This is a genomic window from Pseudomonas sp. Soil_N_39, from assembly GCF_057655955.1.
Window position 1 is genome coordinate 49,962 of record NZ_JBDGLI010000013.1, and the last position, 14,416, is coordinate 64,377.

The following is a 14,416-nucleotide window of genomic DNA, read 5'->3' on the forward strand; positions in this document are numbered from 1 at the left end:
CGAGACGTTTTGGCTAGCAGTGAGGTTATCGAACAGGCCTGCGCAAATGAGGAGGGTAGAGGGCCCTACTCAAAGTCCTTTGATGAGCGGACCGTGTGTACTTTCAATGGCGAAGAAAGCCAATTCCCTTCTGACGTTATCTGCGAAGAGGGGTTGAATGCGTTCGCTACCGCAGTGGCTCTTTCCCCGATAACCCTCACCTGGTTACCGATTGAAATTGTTAGAGCACCACTACGGTCGCCTGGCATACGGATTTTTCGCCGTCGCAAGCCCTCTTCAGCCCAGAGTTACCTTCTCGACCGGTCAAATCCAGAGGAGGGGGATTAGAAACAGACGGATCTCGATAGCTCTTTCGCCGTAGGCCAGTATTTCTACGGAGAAAGCAGCTACGCCAATGCTCGCCTCTATCACCTTTCCACAATTCGCGCCGAGATTTAAAGCCTTTAAGCACGCCTTAAAAGTTATTAACCCGTAACGGCATGTTCTTGTCAGGCATGAAATGGATAGTCAATGTAGCCATGCTGATCGCCTCCAAAAAAGCTGCTCGGGTCCGCCGTATTGAGTCTCAGGCCATCATGAAGCCGACGCGGCAGATCAGGGTTTGCCAGGAATGGTCTGCCGAATGCAATGATGTCAGCGCGGCCCGAGGTCAGCGCTTGTTCGGCGGAGTCGGCGTCATATCCGCCCGCAAGTATCAACACGCCGTTCCAGGTGTGGCGCAGTTGGGCGATGATCGCGTCCCAGCGCGGGTCGAAATGTTCGTCCTTGACTGTGCCGACCATCGCTGGCTCGACCAAGTGGAGGTACGCCAGATCCCATTGGTTGAGCGCTTCGACAAGGTGGCCGAACGTCGCCTCTGGGGTGTCATCGCCCATGCCCATGAAGCGCCCCATCGGCGTCAGGCGCACGCCAACGCGCTCGGCACCGACTTCTTCAGCAACTGCCGCAACCACTTCCAGCAGAAAACGCGCGCGATTCTCCACGCTGCCGCCATAGGCATCGTCACGCTGGTTGCTGTTGCTGTTGAGAAACTGGTCGAGCAGGTAGCCATTACCGGCATGAATTTCCACGCCGTCCATGCCCGCATTCAGCGCGTTGCGCGCGGCCAGGCGGTAGTTCTCGACGATGTCTGCGATTTCCGCCGTTTCCAGAGCGCGCGGCACGGGTACATCACCCCAGACGCCGTTGCCGTTTTCATCGACGATAAAAGTCTTGCCGGGCACCGGCAGAGCGCTAGGTGCTACGGGCAGGCCGGCGTCGGGTTGAAAGCTGGGATGGGAAACACGACCGACGTGCCACAGTTGCATGAAGATTAACCCGCCGGCCTCGTGCACCGCGGTGCTGACTTCTCGCCACCCCTGGACCTGTCCCGGGGTGTAGATGCCCGGCGTCCACGCGTAACCCTGAGCCTGGCGAGAGATTTGTGTGGCTTCGGTGATGATCAGCGCCGCGCTGGCACGTTGGCGGTAGTACTCGGCGTTCATCGCCGTCGGCACATCGCCCGGTTGGCCGGCGCGTGAGCGAGTCAATGGCGCCATGGCGACGCGATGGGCAAGGGTGTAAGGACCAAGTGCGATGGGTTGGAACAAACGACGGGTCATGGGTAGCTCCAGATTTTAATAAGTGGGATTCAAACGCAGCAGCGCTGCGAATCAGTGCAGGTAAATTAACCGGGGGCCGCGAGGGTGATAATCCGTGACCGACGCCACGCTGTTTTGCGCATGACGCAATGGCGCCCATGCTCATCACCGATGAACACGGGCGTGGCTCAGGCTGGTTGTGTCGAGCGGGTCAGCGGCAGGTTCAGCCAGCGGCGCCCGGTCGCATTGGCGACGGCATTGCCAAGGGCGGCGGCCATCGGTCCCTGCACGATTTCAGCGGCACCGAGAAAGGGTTGTCCGGGCTGGTCGAGCAAATGCACATCGACTTGTTTCGGCAGTTGGGTGAAACGCAGAATCGGATAACCGCTCCAGTCGTAGCTGTGAATGCCCCCTGCGTCGTAAGCGACTTTTTCGTACAGGGTCCAGCTGGCAGACTGCACGATTCCGCCCTCGATCTGATTGCGCAGGCCATCGGGACTGACGATCTGGCCGACGTCTACCGCCGTGACCACATGATCGATGCGGATTTCGCCGCTCTGCGGATGCACCCGCAGCTTCACCGCGATGGCGCAGTAACCCATGATGTTTTTATAGCGGGCAAAGGCGAAACCGATGCCTGCGCCGGGCTCGCTGCTTTTTTGCGGCCAGCCGATAGCATCACGTACACGTTCCACGACCGCGCGGGCACGTGGGTCGCTCAGATGGGTCAGACGCAAAGCGACCGGGTCGATTCCGGCCTTGATCGCCAACTCGTCGATACTCGCCTCAATGGCGAATATATTGATATGCGCACCGAGCGAACGCATGGCCGAGGTGCGAAAGGGCATTTCGGTGACAAAGTTCATGTTGATGCGCGTCGAGTTCAGGTCGTACAGCGGCACCGCGTTGCGATCACCATCCCCTTCGGGCTGGGCGATCGGCACCGACGGCGCAGAGGTGTAGGGCTGAGCCAGCAGGCGTGCCGGCAACAGGCGTCCGGCGTTGACGATGCGTTCGTTGTGCGGAGTGGTCCATAGCTCGTAGGCCCAGTCCTGCAAGCGGCCCTGCGTGAGGCCGGCGTCGACCTCAGTGACCATTGCCGAGCTATAGGGCTCCCAAAGATTTTCCTGTTCGCGCATCCATTGCACGCGCACCGGCATACCGGGCACGCGCATGGCAATCAATGCCGCATCGGCGGCGGCATCATCGGCACCGTTGTGCCCGTAACACCCTGAGCCCTCGGTATGAATACAGCGCACCCGCGCAGAGGGCAGGCGCAGCATTTCGGCAATGCCGGCGCGCAGCGGGTAAACGCCTTGGGTGTGGGTCCAGACGGTGAGAGCGCCGTCCTTGAACCAGGCCACCGCACACGACGGGCCTATCGAACCATGCATCAGATATTGCTTGGTTACCCGCGCCTGGAAACGCGTGCCGGCCTCGCCGCTTGGCGTGCCGTTGTTGCTGATCGGATAGCGCCGCGAGGGCAGGCGTTTGAGCAGGTCATGAATCTCCACCGCCTCTGGAATCGCCTCGCCGCCGCTCCATTGCGCAACTTCGCTGGCACTGCGCATGGCTTTGATCGCTTGCCACTCATCACGGGCGACCACCGCCAGATAGTTTCCGTCGCGGATCACCTTGACCACGCCAGCCAGCGCCTCGATAGACGCTTCATCGAATGCTTGCAGCATGCAGCCCGGACGCGGAGGGCGGATCACCCGCGCATGCAGCATGCCCGGCAGGCGCATGTCCTGGACGAATGCCGCGCCGCCGCTGACTTTCGCCGGGACGTCGAGGCGCGGCAACGAATGCCCGATCAGTTTGAAGTCGGCGGTGGCCATCGCCGGTGACTGAGCCTTGGCGTATTGGTGCAAATCGACATGCTTGACCGCCTCGGCGTAACTCATCCGCTGACCGGCTGGGCCTTCGATCGTACCGTTGCGGGTGCTCAGCAGCGCCCCATCGACATGCCAACTGCGCGCAGCGGCATCGACGAGCATTTCTCGCACCTGCGCGGCAGCGTTATACAACGCGGTACCGCTATCGAAAATGCTGTGGCTGCCGGCGGTGTAGCCTTCGTTGGGCGTCAGCGCAGTGTCGGCGGTGAGCAAGTCGATAGATGTTGCCGGCACCTGCAAACGCTCGGCGGCAATTTGCAGCAGTGCGGTTTTCACCCCGGTGCCCAATTCGACCTTACCGGTGTAGACGGTAATGCCGTCGGCGCCAATGCGGATCCAGGCGTCGAGATAGGGGTTGGTGCGCAGGCTTCCGGGGAGGTCGGGGGCGAGTACCACGGTGCCGAGCGTATCGACTTCCGTATCAGCCAAAACGCGCCGCGCCACCGGCATCAGGGTGAACGCCATCAGCAACGCACCGCCGCGCAGGAAGGCGCGCCGACTCGGGTTCAAACCATTCGACTCACTCATGTCAGGCTCCCGTTTTGCCCGGCCACCTGTTTGATCGCCTCGATGATCCGCAAGTGCGTACCGCAGCGGCACAGGTTGCCGGCCATGTGTTCGCGGATGGTGGTCTCGTCCGGGTGTCGATTGCGTTCAAGCAACGCTTGCGCGCGCATCAGCATGCCCGCAATGCAGTAGCCGCATTGCGCGGCCTGTTTCTCGATGAACGCCGCTTGCAGAGGGCCAGGTTTTTCCGCGCTGCCGAGGCTTTCCACGGTGCGGATTTTTTTGCCATCGAGGCCGGCGCAGGGCGTCAGGCAGGCGAACACCGGCTGATCATCGACGATCACCGTGCAGGCGCCGCATTGACCGAGACCGCAACCGTACTTGGCGCCGTTGAGGTTCAAGTGATTGCGCAGCGCATACAGCAGTGGCATGTCCGGCTCCAGCTCAAGCGGTTGGACGGCTCCGTTGACGTTGAGAATGATCTGGCTCATTTCGTCTCCTGACGTAACGCTTCAATAGTGGAAGAGAGTTCGGCCCAAGGCTGATCGGGTCTGGCTTGCTGGCGCAGATACGCGGCGAGGGCGCCGAGTTGCGCGTTGTCTAGGCTGGCGGCGAACGCAGGCATCACCGGGCCGGGCGATCCGGGCGTGGCGGACAAGCCTTCGAGCACGGTTTTGAGGAAGTTGCGTGGACTGGCCGCTTGCAGCGCCGAGGTGCTTTGCAGTCCCGGGCGACCATCGATTACGCGCATCGGCGCCGCCGGGCCATGGCACCCGGCGCAGGCGGCGCTGAAGAGCAGGGCGCCGGTCGCATGGCCTGCCGGTTCACTGGCGGGCGTCTTCGACGGCGTCTGCGTCGCTGTGTGCGGACTCTCCAGGCTGAGCAGGAATTCGGCAATCGCTTCGGCTTCGCTGGCTGGCAAGCGTGCCAGACTCAAGCTGACCGGACGCATCGGGCCGGCGGGCGTACCGTGGCCATCGACTATGTCTGCGCGCAGATAGCCAACCAGTTGCTCGCGACTCCACGGGTTGTCGCGTTGGCCCAGACCGACCAGCGCTGGCGCTTGCCAGCCGTCAACGCTGCCGCCCTGCAAATATTCCGATGATTTTTCCGCGCCGATCAGGTTCAGCGGCGAATGACAGCCGGCGCAATGGCCCGGGCCGTCGACCAGATAACGCCCGCGATTCCACGCCTCGTTGCGCTGTGCTACCGGCGTCAGTGGCTCTCCGTGCAGGTACAGCAAGTTCCAGAACGACACCAGTGGGCGAATGTTCATCGGAAAATTCATCTGGTTTTGCTTGGCCGGCGCGTGCACGGCGGGACCGCTCATCAAGTAGGCATAGGCGTCGGCGATGTCTGCTTCGCTCATGCGCCGGTAGTGTACGTAGGGGAACGCCGGATAGAGGAAGTGGCCATCGCGAGCAATACCCTGACGCATCGCCCGTTCGAACGCCGGCATTGACCACAGGCCAATACCGGTCTGCGCATCCGGGGTGATGTTGGTGCTGAACAGGGTGCCGAACGGCGTCACCAGCGGCAGCCCGCCGGCCAGATATTCACCGCCGGGGCGGGTATGGCACACCGCACAATCGCCTGCCTCCACCACCCGCGCCCCGCGTTGCAACTGCGCGGCATCGAATGTTGTCGGGCGTTCGATGGGCGCAATCGGCGGGCGCCACATCAGCAAAACGGCGCTGATCAGGCCGAGCACGGCGACCAGCGCCACGCAGATCCATAGCGTTTTGGATTTCAGGAAGTGGCTGTTCATGGGACGGAGAAAAACGCGGCAGGCAATGGCAGAACGGGTGGGATACGGGTCATGAAAACGCTCCTTGTGACGGCCTGGGAAGGGCGCCGACCTGGACGGCTGCGCCAAGGGCCAAAGCGTAGAGAAACCACCAGCGCTGGAGAATTAGCCGCGCACGCAACAGCGCGTTGCGCCAGAAGCAATGCCTGTGACGTTGCGCGGGACGCATTACTGCGTTGCCTGCCACATGGATTCTGCGCATCGACACATGGCCGTAGCCTTGGCACCACTTTCTTGAACTCAATGAGGTGTCATCATGCTCACGGGCAACCCGGCCGTTGCGACCAACGCCGAACAGTCGGCGTCACTTTCCGGCCTGATGGTCGCGTTCCTGGCGTTCTGCTGTGGTGCGGTCGTGGCCAATCTCTATTACGCTCAGCCGATCGTTGAGCTGATTGCACCGCAGATCGGGCTGTCCAGCACCAATGCCAGCCTGATCGTTTCGCTTACGCAGTTTGGCTACGCGCTGGGCCTGTTGTTGCTGGTGCCGCTGGCCGACCTGATGGAAAACCGCCGTCTGGTCGTCGGCTTCACCCTCGCGGCGAGTGTCACGTTGTTGTGCGCCGGCCTGACCCATTCGCCATCGATGTTCCTGGTGTTGTCTTTGCTGATCGGCCTGACGTCGGTGGCCGTGCAGATCCTTGTGCCACTGGCGGCGCACCTGGCGCCCGAGGCCAGCCGTGGCCGCGTCGTCGGCAACATCATGAGCGGTCTGCTGTTGGGAATTCTGTTGTCGCGGCCACTGTCGAGCCTGTTGGTCGAAGTGTTCGGCTGGCGCGGGGTGTTTTACAGCGCTGCGACCCTGATGGCGGTCATCGCTCTGATTACCGCGGTGGCACTGCCGCGTCGGCTGCCAACTCATAAAGCCACGTATGCTGCGTTGATCGGTTCGGTGTTTGCCTTGGCCCGGCGTTATCCGGTGTTGCGTCAGCGCTCGCTGTATCAAGGACTGCTGTTTGCCAGTTTCAGCCTGTTCTGGACTCTCGCACCGATTGAACTGATGCGTCACCACGGCTTCACCCAGTCACAAGTGGCGATCTTCGCTTTGGTCGGTGCGGTGGGGGCCATTGCGGCGCCGATTGCCGGGCGTCTGGCCGATGCCGGACATGGTCGCCGTGGCACGTTGGTCGCGTTGTGGCTGGCGCCGGTGTCGCTGTTGATCGCCGCGCTACCGGGCAGTGGCTATATCTGGCTGGTGGTGTGTGCGGTGCTGCTGGATTTCGCCGTGCAATTGAACATGGTGCTCGGCCAGCGTGAGGTGTACGCCCTCGATCCACACAGCCGTGCGCGCCTTAACGCGGTGTACATGACCAGCATTTTCGTCGGCGGCGCGGTGGGATCTCTGGTCGCGAGCCCGCTGTACGAGCATTTCGGCTGGAACCTGTCCGCCGTCGCGGTGGCGCTACTGCCAGCGCTCGCGCTCGGGTTGTTCCTGAGCCGCAAGGCCGATGTCTGAACTCCCGGCGGGTGCGTTCAAGCACGGCGGTACAAGACGACAGGCGAACAGTGATGCACAATCATCCGCGTTCCCTTTCGACCGGACCTCGCTGATGGACAAGTTGCTGGCACTGAAAATGTTTGTTGAAACCGTGCGTTGCGGGGGCTATTCCTCGGCAGCGCGCAAACTCGGGATTTCAACGTCGTCAGTGACACGGCAAGTGGCTGGGCTGGAACACGAGCTTGGCGCGAGCCTGCTCAATCGCACCACGCGCAACACCAGCGTGACCGTTGCCGGCCAGACCTATTTCGAAAAAGCCGTGGCAATTCTCGAGGCTATCGACGAAGCCGATGCCGTAGTCGCTGACCGTGGCAGCGAAGCGCAGGGCCGTCTGCGCATCAGCGTACCGGTGGAGTTCGGTCGGCGTCTTATCGCGCCGCACCTGAATCGCTTGCTCGAGCGGCATCCGGGTCTTGAGATCAGTCTGTCGCTGAGCGATCAGGTCAGTGACCTGCTCAGCGAGCAGATCGATGTTTCGGTCCGGTTGGGATCGTCCGTGGTCAGTGAAGACATTGTTAGCAAACGCGTGGGACATTTCGAACGGTGGGTGGTGGCCAGTCCAGATTATCTGGACCGGAGTGGGGCGCTGTGTCACCCACGGGATTTGCTTGAGCATCAATGCCTGCGTTTCGACTACGGGGGCACACACCAGCACTGGACCTTTCAAAATGAAGAAGCGCCCATTCAGCTCAACGTCCACGGGCGCCTGCAAAGCAACAATGCCGACATCCTGCGCGAAGCTGCCATCGGCGGAGGCGGGGTGACGTTGCTGGCTGACTGGCTGGTGCGCGATGATGTTGCAGCCGGCCGGCTGACCCGGTTACTTGAGCATTACGAGGTCAATCCCGGCAGTGCCAGCACTTGCATCAACGCGTTGTATTTACCCAATCACCGTGGGTCCAGTCGGATCAATGTATTTATCGATTTTCTCAAGGAAATCCTCAGTCTCAATCCCTGTACCACGCAAACTGAGTAGCCGTTTCCAGCTAACTTGTCCACAGTCGTCGGTACTTTATGCAAGCCTTGGCCGTCCGGCGAAGCCTGGTTGCTGACTTGATGGGTGTCCTGGAGTCGCCACGGCGTCTATCACGGAAAGTGAGTTACAACCGCCGCCGAAACGCCTCGAGAATTTCCCGGGTGCCTTTTTTCATCTGCAATTGCGCAATGGCCTCCAGTGGGTGCCAAAGGCAATCGCTGATTTCATTCTGTGGCCTGGCTGCCCTTGAGTTGCTGACCGACGCTTCGAATACATGGTGTTCGGTTCCGCCGTCGCAAATTCGCATCAGATACAGCAGATGTTCGGCGCCCAGCCCGGTTTCTTCAGCCAGCTCCCTGAGTGCAGCCTCGGCATGGGTTTCTCCGCGCTCGACGGTGCCTCCCGGCAGTGTCCAGCGGCTGTTGGCTTTGCGAACCAGCAGAACGTGGCGATCTTCCTCGCAAATGACGGTCGCTCGAATTTTCATGGCCGTGCTCAATCAGTGACTGTCATTAAATTGAAATATAACTGCAATATTTGAGCCTGACATCAATTGGCTTTGCTCAAACTGTCGATTTTTCTCAATGTCTTATCCAGTACGACCGCGACGGCGCGAGAAAGACCGAGCTTATTTGAGGCAGTCATCGCCCTATCCCATCTCTCCGACCACCAGCACTAGGCTTTCGACCGGTTATCGCCTCAAATGAATCAGCTTCAAAAAAATGAATCCATGTTGGGTGCATTGGCCGGCCCCTCCAGGGGAAGGAAGCGAGATATGACCACCGTTGAAGACTTCAAGATCAAATCCCATGAGCTCCTGGTGGAGCTCGATACGGCGACAGCGGAAATGATGAAGCTCATATGTGTCCATCAAATGAGCGGATCGACTTGGGATGAAGCGGTCCAGCGTCAACATGAAGCCTATGAGCAGTGGGTCGCTTATCTGAATGAGCGGAGTTAGGTGCCATGGGCGAAAAATCTTTGAACGGCGCCTGAACGGCTGTGCCTAATCCTTGGACCAACAAGAGGATTAGGCCATGTCTGAATTAGCCAGTTACTTCTGGATCGCTGTTGCGGTGCTTTTGCTGCTCGTGGACCTGTGGGCGATCGTCAGCGTCTTTCGAAGCGACAAGTCGGCCGGCACCAAGGCTGGTTGGGCGCTGCTGCTGATCATCCTGCCAGTGTTGGGCCTGGTCATCTGGGGCGTAGCCGGGCCTCGTGGCGTCAAGGAGGGGCCGTCGTCACCGGAGCACAGCAAGGGCTAGAAACGAAAAAACTGCGCTGCACGCGCCAGCCCGTCATTGGTTTTTCCACTCACCGCCGGTGCTTTCGCAGTCTTTCTGGGCCTGCTGCAACTGCTCGACACCGTAGTAATACCAGTTCACTTTGGCATTATCGGGAAGGTTGGCCGATCCACCGCGCTTGTCTTTGCTGGTTGAGCGCGGGTTGGCCAACGCTTCCTGGGTCAGCCTGGCTTGGCAGGTCGCTACATATCCCTCGGCACAACGCTCGACTTTACGTTTTTGGGTGCTGAGTGTTCCCTTGCTTTCGTTGCTGCAAGACCAATCCAGGGTCTCGGCGGGCACGCCTTTGTATTCGTAGCAGCTATGGCTTTCGATTACCGGAACCGACTGGCTCTGGGACTGGGTGATGACGTCGCAGCCTTGGGCCATGACGGCGGCGGGGCTCGCACAAGCGATCAATAGCAGGATTCTGGCATTCATGTGGTTCTCCCTTTGCGGCTTTTGCACCAGTACCTATCCATTTCGAGGCGCAAAAAATGTCCGCGTTCCATCGGTTTTCCAACCGGTAGAACTCAAGGGGAACACCTCTGACGTAGCGTGTCAGCGGAACTTGGGCAGCGGTGGCTCAGCGGGCTTGAGTGACGTCAACGCGCTCTGGATCGACGGAGCGTCTTTTTCGATGTCGTTGAGTCGGTCGCGGATACGCACTGCGGTAGGATGACCGCCTTGGTGGTCGACCCAATCGGCGATTTCCTTGCAAGCTGCCGTGAGCCGGGCCTGACGGGATTCCAGCAGGGTGAGCAGGGTGGTGATGGACTCTTTTTCGGACATGTCACACCTCCATTCAGGGTTGATGAGGCAGCACGAAACCCGCCAGGGGCGGGTCATGCTGTGGTTTAAGCGTAGTTGAGTTATTTCGGATCTGTCGAAGAATCCGGCGCCCGGTCAGACAACCGGCGCGCCGGAAACGGTACGCGTGATGTCAGCCGGATTCCTTGACCCAGGCTGGCGCGACGCTCGCCCGCCAGCGCACATCGGTAATGCCGTATTTTTCCGCAAGGGGCTTGGAAACCCGCTTGACCTTCTCCCTGCCGAATTTCGGTATGCGCCCGACCCCCGCGTCGCAACTGGCCCAATGCCAAGCCTCAGAGTTATTCATCGTTTCTGCGCGAATAATGAATGACTTGGGTTCGCCATGAAGCATGTAGTCAATGATGTAAAGCGATGGCCCGCCCATAAATCCTCCCTAATTAGTCCTATACGGATGGATACAAAGGCAATCGGAAAATTCCATCGAATTTCCAGACGGTCGCATTAATACCGACCAGGCTCAAGCGAGGGGCAGCGGCAAATTTTGCGCACAGCCATTGTTCACAGCAAGGAACCAAACCCGGTTACCCTTCTCCAAGGTGGGCTTAAACACCGTCGGCCAGGGATCAAAGGCGAAGCAACGCGGCATCAACTAAAGGCAAAACATGAAAAAAATCGCCAGGGTCCTGTTCATAGCAGCCCTCGCCATCGGTTTATCGGGTTGCATTGGCACCCCCATCGAACTGACGCCGCAAACCGAACAACGCTTGCACGAACAACCCCCAATCCGTTTCCTGCTGACATTCGATGATGGGCCCAGCGCCTCGTCTATCTGGAACCCCAGCCTGGAGGTGCTGGACGCACTCGCAGACAACCCGGTACAGCCCGGCATCAAGGCGGTGTTTTTTCTGCAGACCCGCTCGCCACGGGCCGGTGGCAGCGATATTGGCCGCTCGGTGATGCATCGTGAGCAGCAGGAGGGCCATGTGCTGGCCTTTCATACGGCGACCTACTGGCACACCAATCACCGGTTCCTGAGCCCTGATGAGCTGGAGCAATCGCTTACCCAGGGCGGGAGTGATATTGCCGCCATGACTGGCGCGCCACCGTCCCTGGTAAGGCCTCCCTTCTGGAGCTTCGACAGGCGCACCGCTGCGGCCTATCGACAACATGGCCTGCACATTTTGTTGACCGACTTGAGCGCAAATGACGGCAAGGTCTGGGGCATTACGATGAGCCCTCGGCGGCGGATCAACCTGACCCGACAACTCTCCGAAGTGCGCGAGCGCATCGCCGCCGGGCAATTGCCAGCGGTGGATGGGGTCATCCCGGTGGTGGTGACCTTTCACGACATCAATCGTTATACCGCCCGACATGCCCGCGAATACCTGCAGATCCTGCTCGATAGCGCCAAGGCGACCGGTCTGAGGACCGCCGCCAGGCCGTTCTATGATGACCGCCAGGCACTGGAGCGAGCGGCCTTGGCCCGGACGGTCGATCACAGCGCTGAGCCCGTCCATTTGCCGGGGCTGTGGGACTGGTTGTGGGATTCGGATTCCCATTGAAGGCACCGCGAGTGCAGTCGGTGTTGCGACGTCCGGTCGGTCCCGATGGGCAATCAGCGTGTATGGTAGGCGGTGAACCCTTGTTAAAGTCGGAGGTGAGTATGAGTACTGCGATGATGACGAAAATGCACATCAACGGTTATGACGTGCTCAGCGTAAACAGCGGCCCTTGGAGAGTCTGTACCCAGGCTGACCGGTTGGGCTCCTTTGCTTCCCGCGAGGAAGCGCTGGCCTACGCGGCTGCGTTGCCGACCCGGAGAAGCCGTAGCGGCCGGCCTGGAAGTCCGAAATAGGTGGGAGCGAGCTTACTCGCGATGCGGCCAGTACATTCAAAATCTTGCTAACAGGCACACCGCTATCGCGAGCAAGCTCGCTCCAACAGTTTTTCCTGGGTGCCTCAACAGTGTGCTCACCAGAGATCCCCTGTGGGAGCGAGCTTGCTCGCGATGGCGATAGGTCAGCCTGCGCCCTTTTATGATCAGGCGCGCGCCAGCTCCAACGGGATCTCCAGGGTAAACAGGGCCCCTTGCCCCGGTCCATCGCTATGGACATGCAGACGGCCGTTCATTTCAACCGCCGCCAGGGCGCAACTGTGCAGGCCAAAGCCATGGCCGTCCTTGCGGGTGGTGAAACCATGGTTGAAGATGCGCGCCAGGTTCTCCGGGGAAATGCCTTCGCCACGGTCCTTGACGCTCAGGCACAGCGTCGTTTCGTCGAGGATACGGATTCCCAGGGTCATTTCCCGCGGATGCTCGCTGATGTGCGACATGGCGAATTTGGCGTTGCTGATCAGGTTGATCAGGATCAGCAATAACCTGTGCTTGTCCCCCATGATCGCGGGTACGTCCTGGTAATCCTTGATGACGGTGACGTGATGCCGGCTGAGGGCGCCCGAGTTCATGCGTAGCGCATCTTCGAACAGGTCGCTGATATTGAGCGGTTCGATCAGCCTGGCGGCCCCTGCATAAGTTTGTTGAGTCGTGACGATTTCCTTGATGTGATCGATGCTCTTGGTCAACTGTGCCAATTCCTCGATAAGCAGTCTCTGCTCGGCGGCAATGGAGTCGACCAACTCGTTGAAGTAACGCGGCAGCAACCGGCCTTTTTCATCGAAGGTCATGAACCGGCCAAGATCTTCGGCGTGTTCATTCATCATGTTGACCGCTTTCGTGAGTCCGAGCGTTTTGCTGCTCCTCAGTTTGCGGGTCACCAACTCGGCAGAAATATTGACGCTGTTGAGCACATTGCCGACGTTGTGCAGCACATTCGTCGCGATTTCGGCCATGCCCGCCATTCGGGCCGCATCCACCAGTTCGCGCTCGGCTTCCATCAGCTCACGGGTGCGCTCCTGCACGCGCTCTTCCAGGCGTTCGTTGGACGATTGCAACGCCTGGTTGATCTGATTGATCACGGCGTAGCTGCGAACCAACCGCACTGCCAGGTAGATCATCAACAGCGCCATCAGGCTGGCGCACACGGCCAGGTAAATGTGGTATTGACGGTCGGTTGCGGCCGTCCTGCGCTGTGTCTCGTTCAACAGCTCATTGATGTTGTCCAGTTCCTGGGCAACCGGGATGACGCTGATGCGGTCAAGCAGGTCATTGACGACCGGTTGCTCCTGGATAACGGTCTTGACGTGCTGGATCAGGCTAATGAAGAGCGTCTGATCGGTCGCGGGCAACCGGTCGATGTACGGTTCCAGCGCAGTTAACTTACCTTGCACTTCCTTGGCTTTGTCCGTGGTGGCATAAAGCGCGAACTCCAGCGTTGTCAGGGCCAATTCAAGCACATTGGACGCCGCGGTCAGGCGCTCCATGGGGCTTTCGATGTTCATGTCCTTGAGCAGCGTTTGAATCTGGTCTTCGACCTGCGGCAACGCATCCAGGGACGTGCGTAGATTGGCGTTGTGTTGTTCGAATTGCTCCACCAGCAAAGTCTTGTTCTTGACGGCATCCACATAACCCTTGCGCCGGGACGCCCAAAGCGCCGACAAAGGACCGGAGTTATTGAGCTGTTCCAACTGCTGCCAGCGACTGTCGGCCTCGGGTGGCGGCGCCAGTGACAGGTTACTGTTCACGCCGATCTTTTTCCTCAGGATCTTGCTGTTCCAGTTCGCGTCGGATTGTTTGAGCTGACGAATGAAGTCGCGGGATTCGAAGTAGGTCGACGAGTCGTACGTGTATGACTTGATCAAAAAGAATATCAGTGCGGAAAACACAATGAGCGCGACGGCCAGCAGGGCGGGCCATTTATATTTTTTTATAAGCGTGGTCACGCTGTTCTCCTGTGGGCACTGATCGAAGGAGTCGGTGAATTTCCGGGGAGAGGGAGATGCTCAAGGCATGAGCCGAAGGGGAGGCAAGGTAATCGTCGTACGGTGGATCGTGTCGGTCTGCTTTTGCCTGGGTACACGTTGAGCTCCCTGCTAACGATGAACGTCGGGTTCATTGCCGAGTGTAGCGCTACGAGAGGGGCGATGCTTGCGAGGACGCTCCGGGATGGAGCGGGCGCGACCAGGCAGGCCGCGCCCGTGG

At 59.8% G+C, this 14,416-nt stretch carries 15 protein-coding genes; 6 read left to right on the plus strand and 9 right to left on the minus strand.

Annotated elements, in window-relative coordinates:
• Positions 1 to 488 precede the first annotated feature (488 nt).
• The 4 genes from AC3A5O_RS19355 to AC3A5O_RS19370 form a co-directional block, all read right to left on the minus strand.
• Positions 489 to 1,601, minus strand: coding sequence for an alkene reductase (locus AC3A5O_RS19355; protein WP_305492335.1), 1,113 nt, complete (start codon positions 1,599 to 1,601; stop codon positions 489 to 491).
• 167 nt (positions 1,602 to 1,768) lie between these two features.
• Positions 1,769 to 4,003 carry a xanthine dehydrogenase family protein molybdopterin-binding subunit gene (locus AC3A5O_RS19360; RefSeq protein ID WP_487753577.1) on the minus strand — a complete coding sequence of 745 codons (2,235 nt, stop codon included), beginning with the start codon at positions 4,001 to 4,003 and terminating at the stop codon, positions 1,769 to 1,771.
• Complete coding sequence (locus AC3A5O_RS19365) at positions 4,000 to 4,473, minus strand: (2Fe-2S)-binding protein (RefSeq protein ID WP_305470973.1); 474 nt, start codon at positions 4,471 to 4,473, stop codon at positions 4,000 to 4,002. The genes AC3A5O_RS19360 and AC3A5O_RS19365 overlap by 4 nt, the downstream gene beginning before the upstream one ends.
• Positions 4,470 to 5,750 (minus strand): cytochrome c, encoded by a 1,281-nt coding sequence (locus AC3A5O_RS19370; protein ID WP_487753578.1) that lies wholly within the window; start codon positions 5,748 to 5,750, stop codon positions 4,470 to 4,472. Before AC3A5O_RS19370 ends, AC3A5O_RS19365 begins: the two co-directional genes overlap by 4 nt.
• A gap of 295 nt (positions 5,751 to 6,045) precedes the next feature.
• Here AC3A5O_RS19370 and AC3A5O_RS19375 point away from each other — a divergent pair, with 295 nt between their 5' ends.
• Both AC3A5O_RS19375 and AC3A5O_RS19380 read left to right on the plus strand, forming a co-directional pair.
• Positions 6,046 to 7,245: an MFS transporter gene (locus AC3A5O_RS19375; protein ID WP_305481499.1), complete on the plus strand. Its 1,200-nt coding sequence runs from the start codon at positions 6,046 to 6,048 to the stop codon at positions 7,243 to 7,245.
• Positions 7,246 to 7,339: 94 nt separating this feature from the next.
• Positions 7,340 to 8,263, plus strand: a complete 924-nt coding sequence (locus tag AC3A5O_RS19380) for a LysR family transcriptional regulator (RefSeq protein ID WP_305483181.1) — start codon at positions 7,340 to 7,342, stop codon at positions 8,261 to 8,263.
• Between the two features lie 124 nt (positions 8,264 to 8,387).
• Here AC3A5O_RS19380 and AC3A5O_RS19385 read toward each other — a convergent pair whose 3' ends face one another.
• A complete protein-coding gene (locus AC3A5O_RS19385) occupies positions 8,388 to 8,750 on the minus strand; it encodes an NUDIX hydrolase (protein WP_487753579.1) in 363 nt (120 codons plus the stop codon).
• A gap of 288 nt (positions 8,751 to 9,038) precedes the next feature.
• Here AC3A5O_RS19385 and AC3A5O_RS19390 point away from each other — a divergent pair, with 288 nt between their 5' ends.
• A complete protein-coding gene (locus tag AC3A5O_RS19390) occupies positions 9,039 to 9,224 on the plus strand; it encodes a hypothetical protein (protein WP_305470982.1) in 186 nt (61 codons plus the stop codon).
• Positions 9,225 to 9,300: 76 nt separating this feature from the next.
• Positions 9,301 to 9,528, plus strand: coding sequence for a PLD nuclease N-terminal domain-containing protein (locus AC3A5O_RS19395; protein ID WP_014338117.1), 228 nt, complete (start codon positions 9,301 to 9,303; stop codon positions 9,526 to 9,528).
• A gap of 33 nt (positions 9,529 to 9,561) precedes the next feature.
• On the opposite strand, the gene AC3A5O_RS19400 is transcribed toward AC3A5O_RS19395, so the two are convergent.
• The 3 genes from AC3A5O_RS19400 to AC3A5O_RS19410 all read right to left on the minus strand — a co-directional run bounded on the left by AC3A5O_RS19400 (position 9,562) and on the right by AC3A5O_RS19410 (position 10,744).
• Positions 9,562 to 9,987: a hypothetical protein gene (locus tag AC3A5O_RS19400; RefSeq protein ID WP_122564627.1), complete on the minus strand. Its 426-nt coding sequence runs from the start codon at positions 9,985 to 9,987 to the stop codon at positions 9,562 to 9,564.
• Positions 9,988 to 10,107: 120 nt separating this feature from the next.
• Positions 10,108 to 10,338, minus strand: a complete 231-nt coding sequence (locus tag AC3A5O_RS19405) for a hypothetical protein (protein WP_092164357.1) — start codon at positions 10,336 to 10,338, stop codon at positions 10,108 to 10,110.
• 151 nt (positions 10,339 to 10,489) lie between these two features.
• Complete coding sequence (locus tag AC3A5O_RS19410; RefSeq protein WP_122564626.1) at positions 10,490 to 10,744, minus strand: DUF6555 family protein; 255 nt, start codon at positions 10,742 to 10,744, stop codon at positions 10,490 to 10,492.
• A 238-nt stretch (positions 10,745 to 10,982) separates the two neighbouring features.
• Here AC3A5O_RS19410 and AC3A5O_RS19415 point away from each other — a divergent pair, with 238 nt between their 5' ends.
• Together AC3A5O_RS19415 and AC3A5O_RS19420 are read left to right on the plus strand one after the other, a co-directional pair.
• Positions 10,983 to 11,882: a polysaccharide deacetylase family protein gene (locus AC3A5O_RS19415; RefSeq protein WP_305470985.1), complete on the plus strand. Its 900-nt coding sequence runs from the start codon at positions 10,983 to 10,985 to the stop codon at positions 11,880 to 11,882.
• 101 nt (positions 11,883 to 11,983) lie between these two features.
• Positions 11,984 to 12,175: a DUF2188 domain-containing protein gene (locus tag AC3A5O_RS19420; protein WP_305470987.1), complete on the plus strand. Its 192-nt coding sequence runs from the start codon at positions 11,984 to 11,986 to the stop codon at positions 12,173 to 12,175.
• 185 nt (positions 12,176 to 12,360) lie between these two features.
• Here the strand turns inward: AC3A5O_RS19420 and AC3A5O_RS19425 are convergent, their stop codons facing one another.
• Positions 12,361 to 14,157 (minus strand): DAHL domain-containing protein, encoded by a 1,797-nt coding sequence (locus tag AC3A5O_RS19425; protein ID WP_487753580.1) that lies wholly within the window; start codon positions 14,155 to 14,157, stop codon positions 12,361 to 12,363.
• Positions 14,158 to 14,416 lie beyond the last annotated feature (259 nt).